30 protein-coding genes and 1 tRNA gene are annotated in these 26,537 nt (G+C 60.4%); 15 read left to right on the plus strand and 16 right to left on the minus strand.

The features are described 5' to 3' along the window. Positions 1-734 precede the first annotated feature (734 nt). On the minus strand, positions 735-2,096 hold the full coding sequence (locus CGA21_RS26450; RefSeq protein WP_033044603.1) for an MATE family efflux transporter: 1,362 nt from the start codon (positions 2,094-2,096) through the stop codon (positions 735-737). 441 nt (positions 2,097-2,537) lie between these two features. Here CGA21_RS26450 and CGA21_RS26455 point away from each other — a divergent pair, with 441 nt between their 5' ends. Next, positions 2,538-2,810, plus strand: coding sequence for a hypothetical protein (locus CGA21_RS26455; RefSeq protein WP_129442062.1), 273 nt, complete (start codon positions 2,538-2,540; stop codon positions 2,808-2,810). Between the two features lie 87 nt (positions 2,811-2,897). Here CGA21_RS26455 and CGA21_RS26460 read toward each other — a convergent pair. Beyond that, positions 2,898-2,973: transfer RNA gene (locus CGA21_RS26460), tRNA-Phe, on the minus strand. Between the two features lie 187 nt (positions 2,974-3,160). Further along, a complete protein-coding gene (locus CGA21_RS26465) occupies positions 3,161-3,376 on the minus strand; it encodes a hypothetical protein (RefSeq protein WP_033041483.1) in 216 nt (71 codons plus the stop codon). Between the two features lie 166 nt (positions 3,377-3,542). Between CGA21_RS26465 and tspO the strand changes: the two genes are divergently transcribed. Continuing rightward, on the plus strand, positions 3,543-3,983 hold the full coding sequence (tspO, locus tag CGA21_RS26470; protein WP_033041482.1) for a tryptophan-rich sensory protein TspO: 441 nt from the start codon (positions 3,543-3,545) through the stop codon (positions 3,981-3,983). Positions 3,984-4,030: 47 nt separating this feature from the next. Continuing rightward, positions 4,031-4,573 (plus strand): YdeI/OmpD-associated family protein, encoded by a 543-nt coding sequence (locus CGA21_RS26475; protein WP_188265383.1) that lies wholly within the window; start codon positions 4,031-4,033, stop codon positions 4,571-4,573. An 83-nt stretch (positions 4,574-4,656) separates the two neighbouring features. On the opposite strand, the gene CGA21_RS26480 is transcribed toward CGA21_RS26475, so the two are convergent. After that, entirely contained in the window at positions 4,657-5,127 is a 471-nt protein-coding gene (locus tag CGA21_RS26480; protein WP_110754943.1) for a metallophosphoesterase family protein, read from the minus strand. Positions 5,128-5,332: 205 nt separating this feature from the next. On the opposite strand from CGA21_RS26480, the gene gltS reads away from it, so the two are divergent. Beyond that, positions 5,333-6,547 carry a sodium/glutamate symporter gene (gene gltS, locus CGA21_RS26485; RefSeq protein WP_110754944.1) on the plus strand — a complete coding sequence of 405 codons (1,215 nt, stop codon included), beginning with the start codon at positions 5,333-5,335 and terminating at the stop codon, positions 6,545-6,547. A gap of 21 nt (positions 6,548-6,568) precedes the next feature. Here gltS and CGA21_RS26490 read toward each other — a convergent pair whose 3' ends face one another. Next, positions 6,569-7,252 carry a winged helix-turn-helix transcriptional regulator gene (locus tag CGA21_RS26490; RefSeq protein ID WP_110754945.1) on the minus strand — a complete coding sequence of 228 codons (684 nt, stop codon included), beginning with the start codon at positions 7,250-7,252 and terminating at the stop codon, positions 6,569-6,571. Between the two features lie 105 nt (positions 7,253-7,357). Between CGA21_RS26490 and CGA21_RS26495 the strand changes: the two genes are divergently transcribed. Beyond that, positions 7,358-8,299: a carbon-nitrogen hydrolase family protein gene (locus CGA21_RS26495; protein WP_033042939.1), complete on the plus strand. Its 942-nt coding sequence runs from the start codon at positions 7,358-7,360 to the stop codon at positions 8,297-8,299. Between the two features lie 55 nt (positions 8,300-8,354). Next, a complete protein-coding gene (locus tag CGA21_RS26500) occupies positions 8,355-8,783 on the plus strand; it encodes a GFA family protein (protein ID WP_110754947.1) in 429 nt (142 codons plus the stop codon). Between the two features lie 197 nt (positions 8,784-8,980). On the opposite strand, the gene CGA21_RS26505 is transcribed toward CGA21_RS26500, so the two are convergent. Next, a complete protein-coding gene (locus tag CGA21_RS26505; RefSeq protein WP_218278492.1) occupies positions 8,981-9,460 on the minus strand; it encodes a cupin domain-containing protein in 480 nt (159 codons plus the stop codon). 265 nt (positions 9,461-9,725) lie between these two features. Here CGA21_RS26505 and CGA21_RS26510 point away from each other — a divergent pair, with 265 nt between their 5' ends. From CGA21_RS26510 to CGA21_RS26520, 3 genes are all read left to right on the plus strand, one after another. After that, the gene (locus tag CGA21_RS26510; protein ID WP_188265384.1) at positions 9,726-10,127 is read left to right on the plus strand and encodes a hypothetical protein; all 402 of its coding nucleotides are present in this window, start codon (positions 9,726-9,728) and stop codon (positions 10,125-10,127) included. 246 nt (positions 10,128-10,373) lie between these two features. Beyond that, positions 10,374-11,912: a DUF3300 domain-containing protein gene (locus tag CGA21_RS26515; protein WP_188265385.1), complete on the plus strand. Its 1,539-nt coding sequence runs from the start codon at positions 10,374-10,376 to the stop codon at positions 11,910-11,912. A 38-nt stretch (positions 11,913-11,950) separates the two neighbouring features. Further along, positions 11,951-12,835 (plus strand): DUF2950 domain-containing protein, encoded by an 885-nt coding sequence (locus tag CGA21_RS26520; protein ID WP_188265409.1) that lies wholly within the window; start codon positions 11,951-11,953, stop codon positions 12,833-12,835. 174 nt (positions 12,836-13,009) lie between these two features. Here the strand turns inward: CGA21_RS26520 and CGA21_RS26525 are convergent, their stop codons facing one another. Further along, positions 13,010-13,660 carry a TetR/AcrR family transcriptional regulator gene (locus tag CGA21_RS26525; protein ID WP_110754951.1) on the minus strand — a complete coding sequence of 217 codons (651 nt, stop codon included), beginning with the start codon at positions 13,658-13,660 and terminating at the stop codon, positions 13,010-13,012. A 158-nt stretch (positions 13,661-13,818) separates the two neighbouring features. Between CGA21_RS26525 and CGA21_RS26530 the strand changes: the two genes are divergently transcribed. Then, complete coding sequence (locus tag CGA21_RS26530; protein WP_110754952.1) at positions 13,819-14,244, plus strand: hypothetical protein; 426 nt, start codon at positions 13,819-13,821, stop codon at positions 14,242-14,244. Positions 14,245-14,310: 66 nt separating this feature from the next. On the opposite strand, the gene CGA21_RS26535 is transcribed toward CGA21_RS26530, so the two are convergent. The 6 genes from CGA21_RS26535 to CGA21_RS26560 all read right to left on the minus strand — a co-directional run bounded on the left by CGA21_RS26535 (position 14,311) and on the right by CGA21_RS26560 (position 20,079). After that, on the minus strand, positions 14,311-15,633 hold the full coding sequence (locus CGA21_RS26535; protein WP_188265386.1) for a purine-cytosine permease family protein: 1,323 nt from the start codon (positions 15,631-15,633) through the stop codon (positions 14,311-14,313). Positions 15,634-15,744: 111 nt separating this feature from the next. Further along, positions 15,745-16,719, minus strand: a complete 975-nt coding sequence (locus CGA21_RS26540) for a biotin-dependent carboxyltransferase family protein (RefSeq protein ID WP_188265387.1) — start codon at positions 16,717-16,719, stop codon at positions 15,745-15,747. Continuing rightward, positions 16,716-17,588: a 5-oxoprolinase subunit B family protein gene (locus tag CGA21_RS26545; RefSeq protein WP_110754955.1), complete on the minus strand. Its 873-nt coding sequence runs from the start codon at positions 17,586-17,588 to the stop codon at positions 16,716-16,718. The genes CGA21_RS26540 and CGA21_RS26545 overlap by 4 nt, the downstream gene beginning before the upstream one ends. After that, the gene (locus CGA21_RS26550; protein ID WP_110754956.1) at positions 17,585-18,958 is read right to left on the minus strand and encodes an acetyl-CoA carboxylase biotin carboxylase subunit; all 1,374 of its coding nucleotides are present in this window, start codon (positions 18,956-18,958) and stop codon (positions 17,585-17,587) included. The genes CGA21_RS26545 and CGA21_RS26550 overlap by 4 nt, the downstream gene beginning before the upstream one ends. A gap of 15 nt (positions 18,959-18,973) precedes the next feature. Further along, positions 18,974-19,219: an acetyl-CoA carboxylase gene (locus CGA21_RS26555; protein ID WP_110754957.1), complete on the minus strand. Its 246-nt coding sequence runs from the start codon at positions 19,217-19,219 to the stop codon at positions 18,974-18,976. A 101-nt stretch (positions 19,220-19,320) separates the two neighbouring features. Further along, complete coding sequence (locus CGA21_RS26560) at positions 19,321-20,079, minus strand: 5-oxoprolinase subunit PxpA (RefSeq protein WP_110754958.1); 759 nt, start codon at positions 20,077-20,079, stop codon at positions 19,321-19,323. Positions 20,080-20,212: 133 nt separating this feature from the next. Between CGA21_RS26560 and CGA21_RS26565 the strand changes: the two genes are divergently transcribed. Further along, positions 20,213-21,130, plus strand: coding sequence for a LysR family transcriptional regulator (locus CGA21_RS26565; protein WP_020800698.1), 918 nt, complete (start codon positions 20,213-20,215; stop codon positions 21,128-21,130). Positions 21,131-21,160: 30 nt separating this feature from the next. On the opposite strand, the gene CGA21_RS26570 is transcribed toward CGA21_RS26565, so the two are convergent. Both CGA21_RS26570 and CGA21_RS26575 read right to left on the minus strand, forming a co-directional pair. Then, positions 21,161-22,024, minus strand: coding sequence for a sensor domain-containing diguanylate cyclase (locus CGA21_RS26570; protein WP_188265388.1), 864 nt, complete (start codon positions 22,022-22,024; stop codon positions 21,161-21,163). A gap of 95 nt (positions 22,025-22,119) precedes the next feature. Next, a complete protein-coding gene (locus CGA21_RS26575; protein ID WP_188265389.1) occupies positions 22,120-23,076 on the minus strand; it encodes an AraC family transcriptional regulator in 957 nt (318 codons plus the stop codon). Between the two features lie 183 nt (positions 23,077-23,259). On the opposite strand from CGA21_RS26575, the gene CGA21_RS26580 reads away from it, so the two are divergent. Beyond that, entirely contained in the window at positions 23,260-24,213 is a 954-nt protein-coding gene (locus tag CGA21_RS26580) for a diiron oxygenase (protein WP_188265390.1), read from the plus strand. Between the two features lie 15 nt (positions 24,214-24,228). Continuing rightward, the gene (locus CGA21_RS26585) at positions 24,229-24,657 is read left to right on the plus strand and encodes an MAPEG family protein (RefSeq protein ID WP_188265391.1); all 429 of its coding nucleotides are present in this window, start codon (positions 24,229-24,231) and stop codon (positions 24,655-24,657) included. Positions 24,658-24,721: 64 nt separating this feature from the next. Here CGA21_RS26585 and CGA21_RS26590 read toward each other — a convergent pair whose 3' ends face one another. Beyond that, complete coding sequence (locus CGA21_RS26590; RefSeq protein ID WP_188265392.1) at positions 24,722-25,165, minus strand: hypothetical protein; 444 nt, start codon at positions 25,163-25,165, stop codon at positions 24,722-24,724. 271 nt (positions 25,166-25,436) lie between these two features. On the opposite strand from CGA21_RS26590, the gene CGA21_RS26595 reads away from it, so the two are divergent. Next, complete coding sequence (locus CGA21_RS26595; protein WP_188265393.1) at positions 25,437-25,841, plus strand: antitoxin Xre-like helix-turn-helix domain-containing protein; 405 nt, start codon at positions 25,437-25,439, stop codon at positions 25,839-25,841. Continuing rightward, positions 25,835-26,527 carry an RES family NAD+ phosphorylase gene (locus tag CGA21_RS26600; protein WP_110754965.1) on the plus strand — a complete coding sequence of 231 codons (693 nt, stop codon included), beginning with the start codon at positions 25,835-25,837 and terminating at the stop codon, positions 26,525-26,527. Before CGA21_RS26595 ends, CGA21_RS26600 begins: the two co-directional genes overlap by 7 nt. The last annotated feature ends 10 nt before the right edge of the window (positions 26,528-26,537 follow it).

Genomic DNA, 26,537 nt, shown 5'->3' on the forward strand with positions numbered 1-26,537 from the left:
ACCAGCACCTTCTATGACGAAAAGGCTTACTTGCAGGCTTTGACGCGGCGTGGATCGACGTTGGTAGAAGCGCCGATGGAGGTCGTCACAGGTTGACGGACAGGCTCAGGGCGTGAGGGGGCAAGAACATCAAAAGCCAGATCACAATCAAAAGCGAGGCGGCCTGACAGCCGACCTGATTGCAGGCTTGTCCGCGATCCCCTGTAGGAGCGAGCATGCTCGCGAAAAACCTGAGAGCAGCGCGGGCTGACAGGTACCCCGCGTTATCGTTGACGACCATCGTCGGAACGCCGCCCGGAGCAGGCTCGCTCCTACAGGGGATCCAGGTGCACCCATAACAGTCAGGTCGGCTTTAAGGCCGCCTCGCTTTGCTTTTGATCGCAGGCGCCCCGTTAACCACGATGGCCGAACGCAGGCATTGCGCAGTGGGGAAACCGGCAGGACGCCGGTTTAGCCGCGCTGGGCCATGGATGGCCCATCGCGGCGACCCACGGAGCAATGCCGGAGAGAGGGCATGCCGAGCCTAAGCGAGGCACCGAGTGGTGGGGCAAGAGCGTTTGGTTACTTTGCGCTTTTCAAAGTTACCCGCTGTAAAAGCGGAACCATAGGTGGCCGTTACCGCAGCAATGGATATGTACTCAGACAACAATCTCCCACAGGCTCCGACGCGGCATGGATCAACGTTGGCAGTGGCTAATGAAGGAGCTGCCGAAGGCTGCGATCTTGGCGCCTCCCTACACCAGCCGCTCAATCTTCTGATGCTGCCACACCAGCTTGTAGTACAGCGTCTGCAACGCCAGCATCCCCAGATACGCCACCGGAAACGCCATCCACACCCCTTGCAACCCAAACCGCGCATCCAGCAGATACGCCACCGGCAACTGCACGCCCACCACGCACACAATCGAAATCGCCACCGGCACCATCACCGTGCCGCTGGCGCGCATGATGCCGCCGATGATCGCCTGGAAGCCGAACACCAACAGGCTCCAGAGCATGATGTGCAACAAGTGCTCAGCCATGCTGCGCGTCGCGTCCTCAGTGAGGAACGAGCCCAGCAACCAGTGCGACAGCAGATACCCCAACACCACCAACCCACCGGTCAGGCACACGTTGATCATCAACCCCGTGCGCAGGATCGGTCCGATCCGCTCGATGCGCCCGGCCCCGATCGCCTGCGCGCCGAGGATCGACGCCGTGATCGCAATCGACAGCGCCGGGAACTGCACGTAATTGACGATCTGCGTCACCGCGCCGTACGCCGCCGTCGCCTGGGAACCGTGCTGGTTCACCAGCGCCAGGATCACCAGCTCCGACAACGACAACACCACCATCTGCAACCCGGTGGGCAAACCGATGCGCAACACCTTGCCTAGAATCGCCATGTCCAGCTTCATTGCCGCAAAAAATTCCCGGTCCGGCGCCAACGGATGGCCCTTGCGAATCAAGCGCCACGCCAGCCACCCCATCGCCGCCAGGTTGCCCGCCAAGCCGGCAAACGCCGCACTCTGAATCCCCATCGGCGGCAAGCCCAACCAGCCACGAATCAACGCCGGCGTCAGTGCCAGGCCGATACAGGTCGACACCACCAGCGCCAACAACGGCGACAACGTATCACTCACCCCGCGCAACAACTGCGTGAACAACACAAACACCAACAGCGTCGGCATGAACCACAACATCACATGCGCATACGCCACCGCATCGTCCAGCACATCCCCCGGTGTCCCCAACCCCACCAAGGAAGACCGTGCGAACACACTACCCACCACGGCTGCCACCAACCCGATCAACAACCCCAACAACAACGTCGACCCGGCAATCGCCTTCACCAAATGCGTCTCCCGTGCCCCCCACGCTTGCCCGATCAACACACCCGCCCCCGCACCGAGGCCGATGACCAGGGCGATGAAAAAGAACACGATGGGGAACATGCCGGACACGGCCGCCAGAGCCTGGGTGCCGAGCATCTGGCCGATGTAGATGCTGTTGACGGTGCCAGACATGGATTGCAGGAAATTGGACAGAACCATGGGGGCGAGGAACAGCAGGTAGGTTTTCCAGAGGGCGCGTTGCGGTTGGGCTGGGGTTTGCATTGGGTAGAGGTCCATCTCGACGGCGGGCGTGTTGATTGAGGATAGCTTCGGTGGCGGAAACCAACGGGCGATGACCATCTCAGGTCTGTGTTTGGATTTCCAGCGAAGTGATGGGAAAGGTCTGAAGTTTCATCGTCGCAGGTCCTACATAAAGCTCGGAATACCTCACCTACCGCGTTGATCCTCTGGGGTTTATAGTCAGCCTCGTCGCCCAAATGGCGATTCAGGTTTGGCGACCTGATCACAGAGAATGCGAAGGCTATCCGCTTCATTGCAGGTATCATCGCACCCGCAAAGCCGCTGTTATGGCGGCTGTGCGCGGGAGACTTTCGGGTCTGCCGGTTTTCTCTGTGCCGGTTCGCCAACCTGCGCACAGCTGCCACCCATTCGTTTGGCGACGACTGAGTGACGGCCTTGAGCCAATCAAACAGAGATCTTCAAATGAATCGATATATGCCCCTCACCGGAATCGACCTGATCCCGGCCTCCCTGCTCATCGACACCCAAGCCCCACTCGACGTTCTGCAAGCCATGGCGGATTACCGCATTCGCACGGTGACGCAGGTACTGGAGAACATCGCCTTTCGCGCCGAGATTGGTTGCGATACGGTGGTATTGTCGGACTTTTCCAAGCTGCTGGCGATTCCGTTGCGTGATGGTTGTGACTTGATGGACGTGATTGGGCGGCGCTTGCGGGCGCAGGCGGCGGAGTAAATAAAAAACGCAGATAACAAAAAACCCGCACAAGGCGGGTTTCTTGGGGTGTTTCGGGTGGTGTTGAAGCCACCTGAAAGCGAAAGGTGGTGCCCAGAGACGGAATCGAACCGCCGACACGGGGATTTTCAATCCCCTGCTCTACCGACTGAGCTATCTGGGCCGCGGCGCAATTAAACGTTTTTTACTGCTGGGGCGTCAAGCACGAACTCAAAAAAACTTATTAAATACCTATAGTTACGATTAGAAGGCACCCGTTGGTCGTCAGTTTTTCAGATTTTTTTGCAAAACCGCCTTACTCGTTTGCTCATAAGCGAAGGACATTGTGAGGACCAGATAGTCCAGGCACTCTAGTTTTCACTCCAATACCTGACCAGCTCATCGGTGCGATCAGCGACTCGTGGGGTCTTACTGAGCACGACACAGCGAGTCGTACCCACATACTCTTCGATCAGGTAGAGGGTGTCTCCGACGTCGACTCCCATCTCCTGCAATGTCTCATCTGGGATACGAATGCAGCCATCACCCTCCCAGTCCTCGATGACCACCTTTTTGACGTTGTTCATAAACACACCTCGGTAATGCTGAAAAATCGTGATTATTGGCTCACTTTCGGTCAGCAGAAAAATGCCATCCGCAAACCCAAACTATTCTCTTCACAAAGCGTCTTCTACTTAATGCTGCGGACATGCCTTCGCAACTCAAGACACGGAACTCCACAAAGGAATAGTGATGACTTTTTACATTTTTCTCCTGGCCTGCGGGGCTGCGGCCAGCACAGGCATTTTTTTCCAACCGGGCCAGTGGTACGAATCTCTCGCCAAACCCGGTTTCACGCCGCCCAACTGGCTGTTTCCAGTCGCCTGGACGACTATTTACCTGTTGCTCGCCTGGGCTGGGTATCGCCTGACCCAGATACCTGATAGTCAGGTAGTGCTGGCTTTGTGGGCCGCGCAGATTGCACTGAATACGCTGTGGACGCCGGTGTTTTTCGGCGCTCAACGTATTCTCGCCAGCATGGTGATCCTCACGCTGCTTTGGCTTGTGGTCGCTGTAATGGTGGTTCTGGCTTTGCGGCTTGATGTCATCACCGGCTTGATCCTGTTTCCATATCTAGTGTGGCTTTGCCTGGCCGGCGCTTTGAATTTCTTCATCTTGCGCAATAACCGCTGATATGGGCCACCAGGTGCGAACTTAGACTTTGCGGTAAGGAGGCCGTGATGATGAAATCCCGATTCGAAGCAAAACTTCTTCGTCCGACAAAGCCTGGTAATGATACGTCGTGGGCGTTCGTAGTGCTGCCAAGAGAAGTGAGTGAACTACTTCCGAGGCGAGGTAGGACGACCGTTGAAGGCACAATCAATGGGCACCCTTTCCAGGCAACCCTTGAGCCGGACGGTCAGTTGAGCCATTGGTTGCAGGTCAGTGGCGAGCTACTCGCAGCCGCAGGCGCGGCCGTTGGGGATGTCGTCACCCTCGAGCTGACCCCCGTGAAAAAGGAACCCGAGCCTGAGATCCCCGCAGATTTTCAGGAGGCACTGGCATCCACTCCACAGGCTCATGAAGTCTGGAAGAATACGACGACCCTCGCACGGGTAGACTGGATACACTGGATTACTTCAGCCAAGCAACTCAAGACGCGCGCAAAACGAATAGGTGATGCCTGCGATATGCTTGCATCCGGCAAGAAGCAGGTCTGCTGTTTCGACCAGTCCGGTTTCTACAGCAAGGCCTTTCGGGCGCCCGAGGCAGAAGATTTTTAAATGGGGCATTCCATTGCCCCCTCTACCCCCTCAATTCAGCCTTGCTTGTTGCCCTCTTTATCAAAGACATGCAACACCCGCCTCTAAGAAAACCCACACTCCAGCAACGAAACCAGACGCGGTTCAATCGACCCCTCTTGCACGTCAAGCAACGCCAATGTCACCGGTAACTTGAACCGTCGCGGCCCTGCACTGCCTGGATTGAGGTACAGCCGTTCACCGCGCCACTCAATGCACGGCTTGTGGGAATGCCCGGTAATCACCAGCCTCGTGCCTGGCGCCAGCACTGCCGGTGCATCGGCAATGTCATGCACCAGCAACGTCTGCCATCCCTCAAGTTCGAAACTCAGGTGGTCGGCGAGATGTTCCGCCCACGCAGCTGCCAGGTCATTGTTCCCGCGCACGACATGCAGTGGCGCAATCAACGCCAGTTGTTCGAGTACTTGCGGCTTTCCGATGTCGCCGGCATGAATGATTCGTTCACAGCCCTGCAACGCCGCGAGTGCTTCGTTGCGGAGCTGGCCATGGGTATCGGAGATCACGCCAACTTTCATGCAAGGCTCCAGGTCAGTCTCAAGGGTACGCTCCCCTGCTCCGGCGATTGCGTGTTCCGGGATCAGGTGCTTGACTCACTTCGCCGAACCCGGGCCTTGACCGCATCCGGATTCATCGGCGATCTGTACTTTCATTGATCCAGGTCGCAAAACCGTGCGATCGACACTGGATAATATTTTTTTGAGGTTTTTCAATAGGCTATAGATGACCGCCCAACTCTTCGCTGTTCATGGACTGGTGAGCTTCACCCTGGCCATCCTGCTGCTCTTCCTGGGCAAGACGCTGGTCCAGCACAGCACCTTGCTGCGTCAATACTGTATTCCAGAATCGGTGGTCGGCGGCTTTGTGTGTGCGGCGGTCACGAGTCTGTTGTACTTCGGTCTCAACATCCAGGTCGAGTTCGATCTACAAGTTCGCGACACCATGCTGCTCTATTTCTTTGCCGGTATCGGCTTGAGGTCGGACATGCGCCAGCTGATCAAGGGTGGGCGACCACTGCTGATCCTGCTGGTGCTCGCTGCGGTGTTCATTTTCCTGCAGAACGCGCTGGGCATGGGCATGGCCGAGGTTTTCGGGCTTGATCCCAAGGCTGGCCTGATGGTGGGCTCGATTTCCCTCACCGGAGGGGTCGGCACGACCCTGGCCTGGGCACCGCTGTTCGTCGAAAGGCTGGGCATCCAGAACGCGCACGAATTGGGGATCGCCAGCAACACCGTTGGCCTGATTGCCGCTTGTGTGATCGGCGGCCCTATCGCCAACCGCCTGATCCGTCGCCATCAACTGACGCCATCCGGGGATGCGGCGCTGGAAATCGGCATCCTCGAACAACAGCAAAGCAAGCCATTGGACTACTACGACGTGCTCTGGGCGTGGATGTGGCTCAATTTGACCTTGATGCTCGGTTATGGGCTCAACCTGCTGCTGGTCGACAGCGGGATCACCCTGCCCAAGTTCGTCAGTTGTCTGTTCGCCGGTATCGTCATTCACCACCTCGTCCGGGGGCTGATCGGCGAGCAGCGCCTGAAATCCTGGAGCGGCGCCAGCCAGGGCCTGTCGCTGATTTCCGATGTCTGCCTGGGCATGTTCCTGACCATGGCGTTGATGGGCTTGCAGTTGTGGCAGCTCAGCGGCGCGCTGCTATTCATTGCCTGCGCATTGACCCTGCAGATCCTGTTGACCGTGCTCTATACGTATTTTCTGGTCTTTCGCTTCATGGGCCGCAATTACGAAGCCAGCGTGATCGCTTCAGGCTTCGGTGGTATTGCGCTGGGTTCCACCGCGACAGCCATCGTCAATATGACGACCGTGACCCAGAAGTACGGTGCGGCTCACCAGGCCTTTCTGATCGTGCCGCTGGTGTGCGGATTCTTCATTGACCTGGTCAATGCCGTGATTATCGGGATGTTCAGTGGGCTGTAGCCGCTCGTTTTACTTGAACGGCTAACGCGCCGAGCTCCGGGTACTGGCAAACGCGCTCGTACCCAGCCAGCGCCACAGGTTTTGCGCATCCTGCGCTGCGCCATCCACACGCAGCTCTCGCGACTCAAGCACCTCCCGCGGTGTGCGGTCGCCCGCCCATACCTCGGTCAAGGCACGCACGCTTGAATCCACAACGAGCGTCAACTCACGCCCGGGGTCGTCGCGGCACAGGTCTGCCACACCCTCCTCGACCACCAGCCACCACGCTTGCTCGCCGGACCGCGCATCGCGAAACTTGAACTGGATAACCACCGGCCGGGACGGAAACGTCTCGAGACGCACGAACCGGCGCACGTCCCACATGAGCAGGCCCGCGTCGAGCTGGTCATCGCGCAGGCGACTGCCGATCCAGCGCGCGCCCCAATGCCCCAGCGCCATGATGATGGGGCGCAATTCCTCGCCCGCCTCGGTCAGGCTGTACTCCCAGACTTTGCCAACCGCGGTGCGATGCACCACGCCGATTTCTTCCAGATGGCGCAGCCGCTGTGCCAGCAAGCCGGTGGACATCCGGGGGACGCCGCGGTGCAGTTCATTGAAGCGTTTGCTGCCGCACAACAGTTCGCGCACGACCAAGGGTGTCCAGCGCTCGCACAGTGCCTCGGCACCGCGCGCGACCGTGCAGAACTGACCGTAGCTTTCGTTCATTGCCTGCACTCCCATCGCTGCAACGCTTCAGATATTGAACTAGCCCCGCGACTTCGCCACGCGCACGCTCAAGTCTCCGACAGCCAACCGCCCCAGGAGAACATCATGACCAAGATCGCCATTATTCAGCGCCCGCCCGTGCTGCTCGATCGCAGTGCGACGATCGCCCGGGCCGTGCAATCGGTCTCTGAGGCCGCGACGGCGGGAGCTTCGCTGATTGTTCTGCCCGAATCGTTCATTCCAGGTTACCCGTCGTGGATCTGGCGGCTGGCGGCGGGAAAGGACGGCGCTGTCATCGGCCAGTTGCATACGCGGCTGCTGGCCAATGCCGTTGATATTGTGAACGGTGACCTGTGCCAATTGTGCGAGGCGGCCAGGATTCACGCGGTGACGATCGTGTGCGGCATCAATGAATGCGACCGGCGCAATGGAGGGGGCACGCTCTATAACAGCGTAGTCGTTATCGGCGTGAACGGCGCCGTGCTCAACCGACACCGCAAACTGATGCCCACCAATCCCGAGCGCATGGTGCATGGCTTTGGTGATGCGTCCGGGTTGCGCGCGGTGGATACACCCGTCGGCCGCGTGGGAGCGCTCATCTGCTGGGAAAACTACATGCCGCTGGCGCGCTACGCGCTGTATGCCCAAGGGGTGGAAATCTATGTCGCGCCCACTTACGACACTGGCGAGGGCTGGATCAGTACGATGCGTCACATTGCCCTCGAAGGCCGCTGCTGGGTGCTTGGCAGTGGCACCGCACTGCGCGGCAGCGACGTCCCTGACGACTTCCCGTCCCGTGCGCAACTGTTTGCCGATCCAGACGAATGGATCAACGACGGCGACTCGGTAGTGGTCAATCCCCAAGGCCGGATCGTGGCCGGCCCATTGCACCGAGAGGCAGGCATTCTGTATGCGGACATCGACGTCTCACTCGTGGCCCCTGCACGGCGGGCGCTCGACGTCACCGGGCACTATGCACGCCCGGACATTTTCGACCTGCAGGTGCGACGCACGCCGGCGACAGCGGTGCGCTACATCGACGGGTGAAGACAGGTAACGTTTGTGCGAGCTATAGCCTGACCATTGATCAAGGAGTCATGCCATGAACATTGAACAGTCTTACAAAGGCAGTTGTTTTTGCGGTGCAGTCGAGTTCACCGTCAGCGGTGAGCCGGCCGCGATGGGCTATTGCCATTGCGAGTCGTGCCGGCACTGGTCGGCGGGGCCGGTCAATGCCTTCACCCTGTGGAAACCGGAGGCGGTGCAAGTGACTCGGGGCGCCGACAACATCGGCACCTACAACAAGACACCACAGAGTTACCGCAAGTGGTGCAAGACGTGCGGCGGACATCTCTTCACCGAGCACCCGGGGATGGGACTCATCGATGTGTATGCTGCGCTCATCCCGGATCTTGAGTACACGCCAGGGGTTCATGTGCATTATCAGGAGTCGGTGTTGCGTATTGAAGATGGATTACCGAAGTTCAAGGATGTACCGAAAGAATTGGGAGGATCGGGCATTAGCATGTAGGAGCGAGCATGCTCGCGATGGTCGTTGACGATAACACTGTAAACTTGCCCCAGACCTGATCCCCGTGCTTTGCATGTCCAACCCCTTGCAACCTGGATATGCGCTGTAGGAGCCGGCTTGCTGGCGATCGCAGTTCATCAGGCGACATTAGTGTCGACTGCACGTACGCGATCGCCAGCAAGCCGGCTCCTACAGGATTAGCGAGGATCGTCACGGCTGTCCACATACTCAAGCCCCAACGGCCCCGTCCCGTAGACCTGCGAGATGTACTCTCCTGATTTTGCCCAATGGAAATGCGGCGTATTGGCCGGGAGTATCACGACGCTGCCCGGCCCGTAGGCAACCAGTTTGTCCGGATCGAAAACCGTTCCGAAGCCAATATAGAAAACACCGGACATGACGGTGTAGATACGATCTTCAGGATGAGTATGGGGCATTAATCGAATGCCGTTGGGCACTTTGACTCGTACCACATAGGGTGCTGGCTTGCTCGGGTCGCCGGCGATAACAGCCAGTTTTACCTCTTTGGGGAAGGCGGGGAAGCTGCGCCATTCCACGTCTTCATTACGCAAGGCAGCGGTTTTATCCAGTGGCAAGGGTTGTGCCTGAACGTGCGGCATGGCTGCACTTGCGACAAGAAGTGCTGCCAGGGCAGTTGTTTTCATAATGTGAACCATGAGAGGCACCTTGACTACGCCATAAACAAAATCGTCAGGCTGACTCTATGGGCGATTGGCATTGATGATAACGGTGTGATCGCGCATTACAGTTGATACGCAATGTAATCAATGCTCCGTGCCATATCATCACGCTGACCAGGGGGCTCGCGCTGGCCCTATCAATAGCGTCGATGTTCACCATCACGTCAATGAAATTCTCTTAAAAACTCCACGGCGTAACATCAGCTCCATACCAACCAACTACACCCTGGAGCACACGATCATGAAACGCCAAACCCTCCTCAGCATCGCTTTCTCGGTTTTCGCAGTTAACGCTTTTGCCGCTACCTCTGTTCAGCCTGTTGTCGCTGAAGGTGGCTCGGATCGTCTGATTGAAAGCCGGGTGGCAGAGGGTGGTTCGGATCGCTTGATCGAGAATCGCGTCGTTGCCGATGGTTCGGACCGCCTGCAAGGCAACACCGTCGCCGCCGATGGCTCCGACCGCCTGCAAGGCAACACCGTCGCCGCCGATGGCTCCGACCGCCTGCAAGGCAACACCGTCGCTGCCGATGGCTCCGACCGCCTGCAAGGCAACACCGTCGCCGCCGATGGCTCCGACCGCCTGCAAGGCAACACCGTCGCCGCCGATGGCTCCGACCGCCTGCAAGGCAACACTGTCGCCTGACCCCATCGCTGCACCGCACCCGCAAAAAGCCCGGCCTGATCAGCCGGGCTTTTTCGTGTTCACTGCACTGAGCGGCATCCATCGACTGCTATTGGTCCGGGAACCGAAGGTATTTCGGGCAGAATTTTTATGTTTGCTACTATCAATGGACGGCGTCGAAGTTGAGGTCCGGGTTTGCACAGTCGGTTTGCATTTACCTGGCATTGATCCACTCATTTCAAATCTGCCTGACCACAGGGAGCTGTGATGCGTACTCCATTTTTCTACGTGTTGTCAGCGATGTTTTTTCTGAGCAGCCCGCCCCTCGTGGCGCAGGCGGCGGATACAGCCCCCACCCCGACAGCCAGCCCTGCCAATACGGCAGCGGCCACGGTGCCCGCCAAAGACCCGGTATTTACCCAGGAACAGCTGGATCAAATGCTCGCGCCCATCGCGCTCTACCCGGACCCGCTGCTGGCACAGGTATTGATGGCGTCCACCTATCCCGGGGAAGTCGCCGAGGCGGTTACCTGGTCGAAGGCTCACCCGGACGCCAAGGGCGATGAAGCGGTCAAGCAAGTGGCGAGCCAGCCCTGGGACCCGAGTGTGCAGGCGCTGGTTGCCTTCCCGCAGGTCTTGGCAACGCTGGGGCAGGATCCGGTCTGGGTCCAACGCCTGGGTGACGCCTTCCTGGCGCAGCCCGACGACCTCATGAATGGCGTGCAACGCTTGCGTCGCCAGGCCCAGGCAGCCGGTAACCTGCAGAGCAACCAATATCAGAACGTAACGATCCAGAACGCTGCGCCAGCGGCACCCGCACCGACCACAACGCAGGCACCGGCCCAGGCCCCCGCCAGCAGCAGCTCCACCATCATCATTCAACCGTCCGATCCGCAGGTTGTGTATGTGCCCACCTATAACCCGACAACCACCTACGGCACCTGGGCCTATCCGGCGTCGCCACCTGCCTACTATCCACCGCCGCCCGCCTATTATCCCGGCCAGGCGCTGATGGCCGGGCTGGCGTTTGGTACCGGTGTGGCCATCGTCGGTGCGTTGTGGGGTGAATGTGACTGGGGCAACAACGACGTCGACATCGACGTCAATCGCTACAACAACATCAATGCCAACAACCGAATCAGCAACAATCAGAACAAGTGGCAGCATAACGCCGCGCATCGCAATGGCGTGCCCTATCGGGACAACAGGAGCCGCGAACAGTATGGCCGGCAACTGGGCGGAGCCAGTCAGCGCCAGGCCTATCGAGGGGATAATGCCCAGCGCGCCCAGGCGCGTGAAAATGCCCGTAGCTCGATGGACCGGCACGGTATCGAACGACCTGCCACCAGCAACCTTGAGGCCCGTGATCGGGCGCGCGAAGCCCAGTCCAGGGCCTCGGCAAGCAATCGGATGCAGGCCGGCGCAGACAGACCGAGGGCGGCCGATAGATCAAATGCGGCCGATAGGCCGAGGGCGGCTGACCGCAGCCAGGGCACTGCCAGAAACACCCGGGAGAATCAGCAACCGAGGAATCAGCAGCCCAGGAACCAGGCGAGTCAACGCGCTCAGGGCAACTCGCAGGTGCGCCAGGCGGCGCAAAACCGCCAGGCCACACCGGCCGTCAATAGAGGCAGTGCCCGCAACAATGCCTTCGCCGGCGCGCGTTCGCCGTCACAAGCCAACCTGCAAGCCAATCGTGGCCGAGCCAGCCAGGCTTCCTTCCAGCGCCCCAACGCCTCGCGGGCAGCCGGCCATCAGATCAGTCGGCCATCCGGCGCAGCGCGTTCAAGGGGGGGCCGCCGTTGAATAACCATCTTCGAGTAAAGGCACGCAAGGGCGTGCTTATGCATGCCCTGGCGCTCACAGTCGCTCTGGCCTGGTCGTGCATGGCGACGGCGCAGCAGGAATTTGCAACGCCGGAAAAGGCCGCTGAAGCGTTTGTCGAAGCATTGGGTACGAAAAATGCCGATCAGAAACGCCTGGCCGAGTTGCTGGGTGAAGACTGGCGCAGTTTCATCCCTCGCGACGGCGCGGAACGCGAAGACGTGGAGGCGTTTTTGAAGCAATACCACGAGCAGCATAAGATCGAAAAAACCGGCGACAACAAGGCGATCCTGTCGGTGGGCAGTGAGCACTGGACTCTGCCCATCCCCATCGTTAAAGACGCGAAGGGTTGGCGCTTCGACATCAAGGCCGGCAGTGCCGAGCTTCGCACACGGCAGATTGGCCGCAACGAGCTGGCCGCGGTGCAATCGGCGCTGGCTTATCACGATGCCCAGATGGACTATGCCTCGGTGGATCGTGACGGTGACGGCGCACTCGAGTATGCGCAGAAAATCTTCAGCACCCCGGGCAAGCATGACGGACTCTATTGGGCGGACGACGATAGCGGGCAGATCAGCCCGTTAGGTCCCGAGTTTGGCAAGACCATTGCCGGCGAGCCCTGGCACGGTTACCGCTTCCGCATCCTGCTGGGCCAGGGCCCTTCCGCACCGGGCGGGGCCTACAGCTACCTCATCGGGGACAAGATGAGCCGAGGCTTTGCACTGATCGCCTGGCCGGCGAAGTACGGTGAAACCGGGGTGATGAGCTTCATGATCAGCCATGATGGACAGGTCTTCGAAAAAGACCTGGGGCCTGGTAGCGAAAAGTTGGCGCAGGCGATGAAACACTTTGATCCGGATGACAGCTGGACTGAAGTGCCGGCCGATGATGAGAAGGCGGATTGACGGGCGCTCCCTCCCGTTGATCGTTCCCACGCGCAGCAAAGGAATGCCGCCAGGGACGCTCCGCGTTCCGCCAGCAACGCAAGACTCGGATCCGCGCAATGGTGACGCGGAGCGTCACGGGATGCATTCCTTTGCGGCGCGTGGGAACGATCAATCAGTAGCGGGTCAACGTCGTCAGCCTCGCTTTCGACGTTTTTTTTCATCCTCATCCAGCGCCTGGCGAACCAGCGCCCGCGCTGCCCAGGCGGTAGTAGCGAGTGATTCTTCGATACTCGCGCCACCGATATCGCGCACGGCAATCAATGCCTCTGTGCCCATGACGATCGACAGCGCCTGCTTCAGGCGCTTGCGCGCTTTGGGTGACAACACGTCTTTCATCGAGTCGACAATCGGCTCGATGTAGCTCAGGCGTCGTCCCGGTCGCAGGGGCTCGTGGGACTCGCTTTCGAGCCACACGGTCATGAACGAGCGCTCCATCACGTGCAGGCCGATCTCGTCGCCGATCAGCAGTTTGTTCAACGCGTTCGCCGCCAGGCCCATACCCTTGACCGGATCGTCACCCGGCTGCCACATGCGTTCCAGTGGCGGCATGTCACGATCGGCCGCTGTCTCGCTGATCAACGCCTCGACCGTGGGAAAGTAGCGATAAGCCGTGGCGCGCGACACCCTGGCGCGCTCAGCCGCTTGCGCCACCGTGGGCTGATGACCTTCATCGCGCAAGGCGATGGCGGCCTCGATCAGCGCCTGGCGGGTGCGCAGTTTCTGGTTGACGCGACCTTGTGCATGACCCTCACCGATCGACGGGCTTGACTTGGGATTGGACATGGAATAAATGATACCTTGTCTTGTAATGAGACATGAGTCTCATAATAGACGTACGGCACCGGATCTGCCACCGCCCCTGTGCACGGCATCTGCGGGCATCACGATTTCAGGGATTTTCCAGCAACTGAGCGCGCCTCAGGGCGCTTGAGGTGAATGCCATGAATCACACTCCCCGTTCGCGGACCTGGTTTCGACTTGCTGCACTCTACTTTGCCATTGGCGTGATGCTGGGGGTGACGATGGGTGCCTCTGGCGACCACTCGCTCTTCGCCGTACATGCCCACATCAATCTGTTGGGATGGGTATCGATGGCACTGTTCGGCGTCATCGGCGCATTGCACCCGAGCATGACCGAAGGTCGCGCGGCTGCAGTGCAGTTCTGGACGTACAACCTGGGCGTGCCGGTAATGCTCGGCGCGCTGACCCTGCGGCTGAAGGGCTTCGCGTCGATCGAGCCACTGATTGGCGTCGCATCGATCCTGATTGGCGTGAGCGTGCTGCTGTTTGCCTGGCTGGTATTCTCGCGCATCGGCGTTGCTGCCGGGTACTTGAACCGCGCGACAGGCGAATCGCGCCTGTCATGACCCGCTAGCTGTTGCCGCGGGTGCCGTAAGGACAAGGCACCCGTAGCGAGATATACGACGACTCCTCTACTGCGCCACCTGCAGGCGCAACCGGCTTCGACGTGACAAACCGGCCTGCAACACAAACGCCAGGACCACGGTCGAGGGAGCAGAAAAGCTGCCCAGGCCACCACCGCCATACATCAGGGCGAGTCCCGCTGCCGTGGCGCCAAACCACGCCGTCAGGCCCACCGGGTTGAATGCAGCCACGCGTTCCAGCGCCGCCACGTCACTGCGCCCATAAAGAATCTGCGCCAACGCCACGCCGACCCAGGCCACCACGAAAATGCCCTGGTAGGCCAACGCCTTGAGCAAATAGGCAAACACATCGGCGAGCATCAAGCCGTACACGATCACCCCCACCGCCAGGGCCCATGCCCAGTACGCACCGCGCACTCCGAAACGGGCGAAGAAGGCCTGCATGTTGAGCGTCGCCAGGTAGTAATTGGCGGTATTGATGCGGGTTTGCGTGGCCCAGACAAAAAATAGCCCCCACAGGCCCATCAACTGCAGGATCGCCATGACCACCGACACTTCGTTCAACGCGCCTTCATGGGGAATGCTGCTGACCAGATAGATGCCCGCTGCGCCGTTGAGCAAAAACGTCACCGCGTAGAACGGCATGCCGAAGTTCCAGCGACCGTGATACCCGGCGTCTTCTTCCTTGCCAAACCGGGCGTAGTCGAAGGTGAACAGCATCAGCACCCAAACGCCCATGTAGGCGACAAAGCAGTCCCACCAGCCGAAGGCGCTGGGGGTTGCCGGGCCGAAATCCAGCCATTGCGGCTGGTAGCCATACCGGCTGATCGACAGCCCCACCGCCACCAGCAAGCCGCCCAGGTAGACCGGCAACAGCACGCCATTGAGCTTGTCCAGCCAATGCTGCACGCTGCCCAGGATCATCGGCACGCTGTACAGCACCACCAGCAACGCGGCCAGTGGATAGACCAGTTCCGGGTACAGGTGATTGAGCGCCACGGCGATCACCGAACCTTCGAACACCGCGTAATAGATCGCCGTGGAAAAGAAGATCAAGGTGGCCAGGCATGCCCCGGTGCTGCCGAACAGCAAGCGTGAAAACAGTGCCACCGACAAGCCGCTGCGAATCGCGAAGCGACTGAGCACACTGTTGACCAATCCATAACTGATCACCGACAGGACCATGCCGATCAGCGCATTGCGCGCGCCATAAGACAGCGCCAGGGAAGCGCCCACCACGATGTAGAACATCGCACTGCACACCGCCCACCAGGCCATGGTCAGGGACAGTCGGCCCATGCGGGCTTGAGGTGGAACGGGGTGATTGGCCGGGTCCTGCCCGGTTTGACTCGATTGCGATAAAGCAGCCATATGCGTGAACTCCAGAACCAGTCAAAGGTTGAAGCGCGGGCAGCCGCCACCGCACCGTGGTGCGGCGTTGGCTTGCCGTTTGGCTTTACCCGCGCAGTGCGACGGGCAGCGTCAGGAAGGGAACAGCTTGCTCAGGCAGCTGAGTTTTTTCTTATAGGAACGTCGCGCTTCCAGCGCTTCTTCGAGGGTCACCGCCACGAATCGGGCTTTCTGGTTGGGTTGCATCTGGCCGATCAGGTCGAGGTCGGCGCTGATCACCGTACCGATCATCGCGTAGCCACCACCGGACACCGCATCACGGTGCAGCACGATGGGTTCGAGCCCGGCGGGAACCTGGATCGAGCCGATCGGGTAGCAACTGTCGACGATGTTCGACGGATCGGAGCCGGCGCCGAAGGGTTGCTCGCGCGGCTGAAAGCTCAGCGGGCTGCCGCCCTTGAAGCGATAGCCAATACGGTCCGCTTCCGAGCCGACGGTCCAGGCCTCGGCGAAAAAACTGTCCGCCGCCGCAGGGGTCAACCGGTCGTAGTACAGCCCTGGCACCACGCGCAGGGTGATTTCGCCACCCAGGGATTGGCGCAACGCCATTGGCAAACTGGCCCCGGCGCGGCCCTTGCCGCTGGCAACACCTACCGGCAATTCGTCCCCGGCAATCAGGCGACGGCCCTGGAAGCCACCAAGGGCGCCCAGCGCGTAGGTGGAACGACTGCCGAGGACCACCGGCACATCAATGCCGCCGGCCACTGCCAGATAAGCCCGTGCGCCGGCCTTGGGAAAATCGAAGCGCAACACTTGCCCGGCCTTGACCGAGAACGCGGTGTCCAGGTGCATGTCTACGCCGTCGACCTTTGGCGTCATGTGCGCACCGCACACGGCCACCAACGCGTCTTGCGCAAATTCCAGTTCCGGGCCGAGCAACGTGCATTCAAGCGCCGCCGCCCCCGCCGGATTGCCGACCAACTGGTTGGCTGCGCTCAATGCGTATTGGTCGAGCGCCCCGGAAGGCGGAATGCCGAGGTGGTAGTAGCCTTCGCGGCCCAGGTCCTGTACCGAGGTCGCCAGACCGGGTTTGAGTACCTTGATCATGCCAGCACCTCCTGCAGCGACTTGGGATAGCCGACGGGGTCAGCCAGGAAAGCATCCAGGGAAAACTCCACCGGACGAATCCGCAGATCGAAACGTCCGGCTTCCACTTCGGCCACGGCAACGTCATAGGCCTCACGGTCCATCGGCTTGAATTGCACGATATCGCCCGGGCGGAAGAACACCATGTGCTCCTTGAGGTAGGCCAGGTTCTGCTGCGGGTCGTAGATCGGCGCCGGCGTGACGCCGAACATCTGATAACCACCGGCGCCGCGCACGGAGTAGATGCAGCCGAAGCATCCGCCATGACCCAGGGTCAACTTGGGTGTATCGGTGCGCGGCCGCAGGTACTTGGGCACCTGCAACTGACGCTCGCGCTCGACCATCTGGAACATGAACGGCAATCCCGCGACAAAACCGACCATCGAGACAAACCATGGCGCGCCACTGTGGGCGGCGATGAACGCCTCGACGTCCGCCAGGCCATTGATCCGCGCCGCGTATTCCAGGTCTGTCGCACTCGGGTCCTGGTGGCGATCACGAAATCGCATCAAGGTTTCATGGGTCCAGGGATCGTTATAGAGCACCGGAATCTCGATGATCCGGGTCTGCAACGTCCGTTCGGCCACGGCCTCGGCTTCTGCGCCTTTTACCGCTTCGAGCAAGGTCTGAGGCGCGATACGGTCCGGGTCGAAACGGATCTGGAACGAGGCATTGGCCAGGCATACATCGAGCACGCCATCCAGCGCCAGTCGCTCCACGGCGCGGGTCACGGCCATGCCCTTGAAAAACGCTTCAAGGGACATGCTGTCGCTGACTTCGGCGAACAAATGCTCGTCGGCGCCAAAGCTGTAGCGGATTGCGGTACTCATGCTTCACCTCCGCTGCGGCGCTCGGCCAGCCAGGTTTCCAGGGTGCCGGTGTGGAAGTCGGCGCTGTGCAGCCACGGTTGTTCCAGGAGCTCACCGTGCAGCGACAAGGTGCTGGCCATGCCGGTGAGCGTGGTCTGCGCGACCGCGACTCGCGCACGGGCCAACGCTTCGTTGCGGTCACGGCCATGCACGATCAGCTTGGCCAACAGCGAATCATAGTACGGCGGCACGCGGTAGCCTTGGTAGAGGTGGCTGTCGACCCGCACACCCTCCCCTTGTGGCCAGATCAGCGATTCGACCAGACCCGGGCTGGGGAAGAAATCCCGCGCCGGGTCTTCGGCATTCAGGCGCATCTGCAAGGCGGCGCCATTGAGCTGGATGTCGCTTTGCTTGAAGCCCAGCGGCTCGCCACCGGCAATGCGCAACATGGCCTGGACCAGATCGATACCGGTAATGAGTTCGCTGACCGGGTGTTCCACCTGGATCCGCGTGTTCATCTCGATAAAGAAAAACTCGCCGGTGGCGTCGTCGTATAAATACTCCAGGGTGCCGGCGCCCTTGTAGCCAAGGGCTTCAGTCAGGCGAACGGCACTGGCGCAGAGCGTCTCACGCTGTTTGGCGTTGAGCACTGGCGACGGTGCCTCTTCGAAGATCTTCTGGCGCCGACGTTGCAGCGAGCACTCGCGCTCGAACAGGTGCACCGCGTGCTGGCCATCGCCCAACACCTGCACTTCGATGTGCCGGGCCTTGCCGATAAACCGTTCCAGATACACCGCACCGTTACCGAATGCGGCCTGGGCTTCGCGCTGGGAACGGGGAAACTCTTCGCTCAGTTGCCGGGCGTTTTCCGCCAGGCGAATACCACGTCCGCCACCACCGGCCGAAGCCTTGATCAGCAACGGGAAGCCTACGGATTCGGCAGCCTTGAGCGCCGACTCGACGTCGAACAGCTCACCGGGGGAACCGGGCACCACCGGCACGCCAGCCGCTTGCGCGGTGCGCCGGGCTTCGGCCTTGTCGCCCATGCGCCGGATCGTCTCGGCGCCGGGCCCGACGAAGATCGCGCCGGCGGCGACAACCGCTTGCGCAAAATCGGCGTTCTCCGAGAGAAAACCGTAACCGGGGTGTACCGCATTGGCGCCGGTGGCTTTCAAGGCGCCGAGCAATGCCTCGACGTTCAGGTAACTCTTGTCCGCGCGGGCGGGGCCGAGGATATGCACCTCGTCGGCCATGCGCGCTGCCTGGGAGTCGACGTCCGCTTCGCTGCAGGCGGCAACGGTGGGAATCCCCAGCGCTTTGGCGGCGCGGATAATCCGCACAGCGATTTCGCCACGGTTGGCGATGAGTAATTTACGAATACCTTGAGTCATGATCGCCCCCTACCCTCAACGGCCATCGAGCGTTGCGATGACCTGACCCGGCTCCACCGGATCACCGTCTTCGACCAGGAAGGCACTGAGGCGACCGGCCGTCCCGGCGGTCAGTTCGGAAAACTGCTTCATGACCTCGATCAGGCCAATCACGGTGTCGGCGCTGACCTCTGCGCCCGGCTCGACGTAGTTCGGCGAGTCCGGTGTGGCTTTACGGTAGAAGGTGCCCGGCAACGGGGTAATAACGGTTTGTTCGGCCATGTCTGTTCCTCTTGGAATAGTTGTAGAAAGGCAGGCATAAAAATGGATCGGTATTTGAACCCTGGCGTCTCTGTGCCTGGTGTTTCGTTGTGATTTCGGGCTTAGCGCGGTGCGCGAACCTTGATCCCCGCGTCATCGAGCGCCTTGCGTGTGGCCTCGACCAACGCCAGGGCACCCGGTGTATCGCTGTGCAAACAGATGGAATCGAATTCGATGGACAGGTCTTCGCCTTCGACGGTGCGCACCACACCTTCCTGGCAGGCACGCAGCACCCGCGCCGCCACTTGGGTCGGGTCATAGGCACGTACGTTGCGGGTAAAGACGATGGAGCCGCTGAGGTCGTACTCGCGGTCGGCGTAGAACTCGCGGATCACCGGTTGGCCGAGCTCCCGGGCGACGTGCCAGATCACTGAGTTGGGCATGCAATACAGCAGCAACTCCGGCTCCAGGCGCTGGAGATTTTCCACCAGCAAGCGCGCAGCTTGCTCGTCGCGGGCCAGGTGCATGTACAGGGCGCCGTGAGGTTTGATGTGTTGCAGCGCCACGCCTTGAACCCGGGCGAGTTCACGCAGTGCACCCAACTGGTAAAGCATGTCGTCGACCAGTTCCTGGGCCGGTGCATTGATGTGCCGGCGGCCGAAGCCGACCAGGTCGCGGAACCCCGGATGCGCGCCGATGGCCACGCCCAGCTGTTTCGCCCGTTCGACGGTGCGGCGCATGGTGCTTGGGTCGCCGGCGTGGAAACCGGTGGCGATGTTGGCGGTGCTGATGAAGCCCATCAGCTCATTGTCAACGCCATCGCCGATGGTCCATGGGCCAAAGCCTTCGCCCATGTCCGAATTGAAATCTACTGCCTGCATGACGCTTGCTCCTGACGCTTGTGACTTCATGCAGGCCACGTTAAATTCCCGCCAACCCCTTGGGAAGATCTATTATCAGAGGGGCCATCTTCTGAAAAACAGATAACCCTGAAAAACAGATAATGGAGTGCCCATGTCACTGACCCTGCGCCAGGTCCGCTATTTCGTCGCCACCGCGGAGATCGGGCAAATATCCCAAGCGGCCATTCACCTGAACATTTCCCAGTCCGCGGTGACTACCGCGATCAAGGAACTGGAAGCCATGCTCGGCACGCTGTTGTTCCAGCGCTCGGCCCAGGGCATGAGCCTGACCGATGCCGGGCGGCATTTTCTCAATCGTGCCTATGTGATTTTGCGCAGCGTCGACGACGCGCTGAATAGCCCGCTGCCGGACGTCCGCGCCAGTGGCCTGTTACGTCTGGCCGCGAGCTACACGGTGATCGGCTACTTTCTGCCGCACCATCTGCAACGGCTTGAACACTGGCACCCGGACGTAGCCATCGAGGTTCACGAACAAGAGCGCACGGCCATCGAGCAAGGCCTGCTGGAAGGAAAATTCGACATGGCGGTGGTGCTGACCGCGAACCTCACTCACCCGGACATCGTCTCGGAAACCCTCTTCAACTCCGAACGCCGGTTATGGCTGCCCAGCCATCATCCCCTGCTCGAACGCTCCGCCGTCAGCCTGGCTGACGTTGCGCAAGAGCCCTTTATCCTGTTGACCGTCGACGAAGCCGAACAGAGCGCCAAGCGTTACTGGGAACATGCGCACCAGCAGCCAAACGTGCGGATACGCACCAGTTCAGTCGAAGCGGTGCGCAGCATGGTCGCCAATGGCAGCGGCGTGGCGATTCTTTCGGACCTGGTGCACCGTCCCTGGTCGCTGGAAGGCAAACGCATCGAAACCCTGACCGTCACCGACAAGGTAACCCCTATGAGCGTAGGCCTGGCCTGGCATCGCGAGCGCGATTTCAGCCCGGCCATGCAAGCGTTTCGTAACTATTTCCACGATGCATTCCTGGCGCCGCAACAACTGTCGGCACGGCGCTAGTTCACCCGTCGAAGCTGTGTTCCAGGCTCGTCATCCGGTCGCGGAACGTTGCCTTTTTATGCGGTACATATCGTCGTCCGCATGGCTGAGCAGCGTATCGGCATCCTCTCCGTCCGCGGGATAACAGGCGATACCGATACTGCAGGACGGCATTGTGAGTACGAAAGAGTCGGCATCCGGTGGCTCGGCCATGACCGCGAGAATCTGCGCCACTTTCTCGCACACATCGCCCTGGGACTGGATATCGGTCAACAGTACCGTGAATTCATCACCGCCCATCCGGGCCACCGTGTCCGTCTCGCGCACGCAGCCTTGCAGCCGACGGGCAATCATGCGGAGTACCTGATCGCCCGCTGCATGGCCATGGACATCGTTGATGCCCTTGAAGTCATTGACATCCAAAAACAGCAACGCCAGGTTGCTGTCGTGGCGCTGTGCCGCGCGCAGGGCGACGTCCAGGCGATCATTGAACAGCGCCCGGTTGGCCAGCCCTGTCAGCGGGTCATGATGGGCGAGGAAGCGCAATTCCTCCTCCGCCTGCCAGAGGGCCGTCACGTTGCGCGCAACACCGATCCGCGCCCCCACCTCCTCGGACCAGAAGGCCGCCCACAGGATGTGCACGACTCCGCCATCCTTGCGGATATAACGGTTGCGAAAATCGAAGTGCGGCTGGCCATTCATGACCCGGACAATCGAGGCTCGCGTTTTCGCCAGGTCGTCAGGGTGCATGTAGTCGGTGATCGGGGTGCCGGTCAGCTCGTCAGCACGGTAACCGAGCAGCGTCTGACAGGCATCGCTGACAAATACGATCTGGTTATCCCTGTCGACCACGAAGACCGTGTCCAGCATCAGATGGATCAGTTTGGGGTAGAGCGCTTGCAGGTCAACGGGCATAGGTCAGCGAGTCCCGGTTCATGTAGCCTGATCATGCCTGATCGCGAAGGGAGGCGGCTAGGCGTGCGGCAAGGTTTTGCTGGCCCAATGCCGACTCAAGCCGATTGCCTGCGCCAGGTGCCGGGCGATGTACCGAACTGGCGCTTGAAGGCGCGACTGAACGCCGCTTCGGATTCGTAGCCGACTGAAAAGCCGATTTGCGCCACATTTCCCCGCCCTTCCCGCAAGTGTTGAGCCGCCACGTGCATACGCCAGAGCGTCAGGTATTGCATCGGCGGCTGCCCGACCAATGCGGTGAACCGCTGGGCGAACACCGAGCGCGACATGCCCACCTCGAGCGCCAGGGTTTCAGCGGTCCAGCCCTCGGTCGGACGGGCATGGAGCAGTGCCAGTGCGCGCCCGATATGCGGATCGCGCAAACCCGCCAACCACCCGTGCCGCTCGGCCGGCAGGCTCGCTACATACTGGCTGACGGCTTCGACGAAAAGCAATTCAGACAGTTTGGCAATGACTGCCGTTGAGCCGACGCGTCCTGCCGCGGTCTCGCTCACGGCGAAACGGAACGAGCTTTCAATCCAGGCCCCCGAAGCCGTGGCGCGCATGTCCAGTTTGAGTACCGATGGCAGCGATGAAAGCAACGGACTGAAGGGGGTTTCAGAGCCGAGGAAGCCGCACAACAACTGTGTGGCCTCGCCGCCCCCGCCGCACTTGATACGTGAAATGCCACCGACTTGCGGCGGCGTAATCACTTCGCGCGCCGACAGGGGCGCAACGCCCAGGTCGCTGCCAAAGGTATGAACGTCATTGCGCGCCAGCAAAATCAATTCGCCTGCCCGCACGTCGAGGGGGGCGTCATCGTCGACGCACAACTGCATGTGCCCCGCCGCTACAAAATGCGAGGCAATGATATGTCGAGGTGCTGCCAGGAACGGTTTGCAATCGTCGGCAGAAATTCTGCCGCTCATGCACCAGGGCGCAGTGAACTCTGCCTCGAGGAACACCCCTCCAGACAGTCGGATCACACGCAACACATCGGAAAGCGCATCGAGCATTTGCCACCCCTCCTTTACGGAGTCTGGAGCAAGTAATCAGGCGCAGCGGTCATTCTTCACCCGGACGGCGAGGCCTAGATTAGCACCAACGCGGACTCAGCGATCAGGACTCTCCCCAGAGGCTTCACCCTGGGTCATTGGCTCCGCCCCATTGTGGCTCGACCTGGAAAACCGGAGATCGATATGAACACCTTCGCGACCCTCCCCACCCCTGATTCGCGCAACGCCGCCCGTTACGCGCAACTGGTCAGGTCATCAAAGAAAGCCGAATGGCAGATCGATCGAGATCTGCTGCAGGACCGGCATTTCGACTTCTCGCGCAAATTCCTGCCCGACTCACTGTCGCTGGTCGACCGCCTGACCTTTCTCGACGCGCACGAGGCGCGCCTGCTCAGCCAGATTCAAGGCCGAACCTACGCGTACCTCTTTGGCCTGGTCGAGCGCTTTATCAGTGCCAAAATGCTCGATCAGGGTCGCGCCCATGTGTTCGACGATCAGCTTGCACTCGAAGCGCTGGTGCGCTTCTCCAATGACGAGATCAAGCATCAGGAGCTGTTCCGGCGCATTGAGACGATGATTGGCTCGCATCTGCCGGCGGGATATCGTCAAGTGGCCGATCCAAACGACGTGGCGCGGGTGGTGCTGGCATCCAGCACCTGGTCGGTGCTGGCGCTGACTTGCCATATCGAGTTGTTCGTTCAATCCCACTACGCACAAAGCATCGCCCCGCACGAAGCGCTGTGCCCGCTGTTCAAGGACGTCTTCAAGTTTCACTGGAAGGATGAAAGCCGACACGTCGTGCTCGATGAACTGGAGTGGAAGGCCGAGCACGCAAAACTGTCGCCCGCCGAATGCGACCAGGCAGTGAACGACCTGATAGCACTGGTGGCGGCCGTCGACACCATCCTGCAGGCACAATCGACAGCCGATGCCGAGTACTTCACGCGCCATGCTTCACGATCATTCAGTGTCGACCAGGCAGCACGCATCAACGCCTGCATGCTGGACGCCTACCGCTGGCAGTACATTATCTCGGGCGTGCAGCATCCACACTTTGCCCGGCTGCTGACGCGCATGACAACGCCAGCCCAGATGTCGCGGATCAACACCGCTCTGTCACCCATCATGGGCCATTGACCGAGGCTGGCCGCCATGACGATACCGATGTGGATGCTGCTTGGGTTCGCGACCTGGACGTTGCTGCTGTTAATGGCCACCGTCGGGGTCTATCGCTGGGCCAGGATACTGTTCTCGAATGCGCCGATTGCCTCTTTCCGAAGCGATCGGCTCGAGGGCGAGGATTGGTATCGGCGCGGGGTAAGGGCACACGCCAACTGCGTGGAAAACCTGCCTGTGTTTGGCGTCATCGTGTGGGTGATTTCCGCCCTTGGCGTCGCAGGCCCCACGGTAAACTACTTGTCGATAGTCATCCTGGTTGCCCGGGTGTGTCAGTCGCTGGTGAATGTCTGCCATGAGCAAACCAATGCGTTCGTGGCAGTCCGGTTCAGCTTCTTTTTCGTTCAGTTAGCCTGTTTTCTTACGCTCATCGTGATGGCCGCCGGGTACGGCGCAATCTTCTGAACCCAGGCCATGGCCTGCGCTACTTGCGCAGGCCACAGTACCGAACGGCTTGCCTGATGCGCCCCTAGCCAGCGCTGATGTTGCCGCAGAAAAGTGCGCGGCTGCCGTCTGCCGGGCTAGTGCGAACCAGCAAGGCATAACCGCCCTTGGTCAGGTCGCTCAGCGCCACCGGTGCCTGGGCCCAATACTGCGTACGCGGGGCCAGCGATGGGTAGTCGACGCTATTGGCCTGGCGGGTCTTGTACGCCGGTTGCGCACCCAATTGCTGGCACGAGCCTGCGTAGATTGCGGTGTCGAGACGGCTGGATACCGCCATGTCGTGGGGGACTCCACCGACGGTGAGCCAGATGCTGGTTTGATCGCCCACCGGGCTGAGGGTGGCTCGAGCGATATGCTCTGCGTTTTGCGGGGTAGCATTGAGAGGGACATCGACAATTTCGTTTCTGCTCGCGCAGCCCGAAATCGCCCCTGCCGCCACTACCAACGCCAGCCAAGATGCACTGTTCATCACAGGTCTCCTGAGTTGAGTTGCGTAGACTTCATCCCCCCTGTGAAGTCTAGTGGTCCGCCCCGCAAGCGGGATCTGGCTGATGGGTGGTCATCGCCCGTAGGAGCCAGGCTTGCCGGCGAAGGACGATGACGCGGTGCAACTGATACACCGCAGTGCATGGTTCGCCGTACCGCTGTCTCCTGCAGGCCGCCGCTGGTCGAGAGCCGCTTGTTCTGCAGACTCAATATCCTTATGTTTGAATCTAAGGATTCACAGACAGGTAATGCACATGGCCGTCGCTTCCCAGCCCCAATCTTTCAGCAAAAACCAATGCGTCACCGGCCTGCGCGCTGCGGTGGGCATTCTGGAAAAGTGGCACGCCAGCAGCGAGCAGGCCTGTCGTATCCTGCGCGTTTCCCGCAGCACCTATACCCGTGCACGCCAGCATGACCCCGACTGGGCGGTGGCGCTGGATGCGGACCAGATGCAGCGCATCAGTCTTGTGTTGAACATTCACGCCACGTTGCGCCTGGTGTTCGACAATCCGGACAACGTCTATGGCTTCGTCTCGATGGCCAATGACAACGAGTTTTTCAATGGGCGCTCGCCGCTGGTGATCATGGCCCAGGGCGACATGATTTCGCTGTACGAGACCTTTCGGCGCATCGATATGCTGCGGGGCGCACAATGGTGACGTTGAGCGAGCTGGCGGTGTTTGCCGGGCAGGCATTGCAGGCTTACCGGCTGGTCAATTCGAAATTTCCGCCGATTGCATTGTTCGACGACGTGGCGAACGCGGATGAATTCGAGGTGCTTTTCGAGATCCAGGCGCTGACCAATCCCCGATTGAAGAATGAGGTCGGTGAGCTTGAGTTGATCCCACGGAGCGAAATCCCGTTCGGGATTGCTGGCTGCTCGTACGCCACCGCGCCCTTCACGCACATCAATCCGGCGGGCTCGCGGTTCAGCGATGGCAGCTATGGGGTGTTGTACCTGGCGGATTCGATGGAAACCGCACTGGCCGAGGTGCGGTATCACCAGAGCCTGTACTGGTCGAAGGTATCGGGCCTGAACTATGAGCGGTTTGTGTTCAGGGGACTGTCGTGTTCATTCATGGATACGGGGATGAAGGACGCCACCGCCCTGCCGATCAACGATCCGGTGTATGCGCCTGACGATTACAGCCATTCCCACGCACTGGGCCGGGCAATCAGGAAAGCTGGCTGCCCGGGCCTGCGTTATCGCTCGGTGCGTCTGCCAGGCAGTGATTGCTGGGCGTTGATGACGCCAAGGCCTGTCTCTTCGATCATCCAGACCGCTCATTACGAGATGGTCTGGAACGGTCAGATCACCAGTGTCAGCCAGATCAACGAGGCTTGAGGCAAACCTC

Source organism: Pseudomonas sp. PSB11 (assembly GCF_014596605.1).
GTDB lineage: Bacteria > Pseudomonadota > Gammaproteobacteria > Pseudomonadales > Pseudomonadaceae > Aquipseudomonas > Aquipseudomonas umsongensis.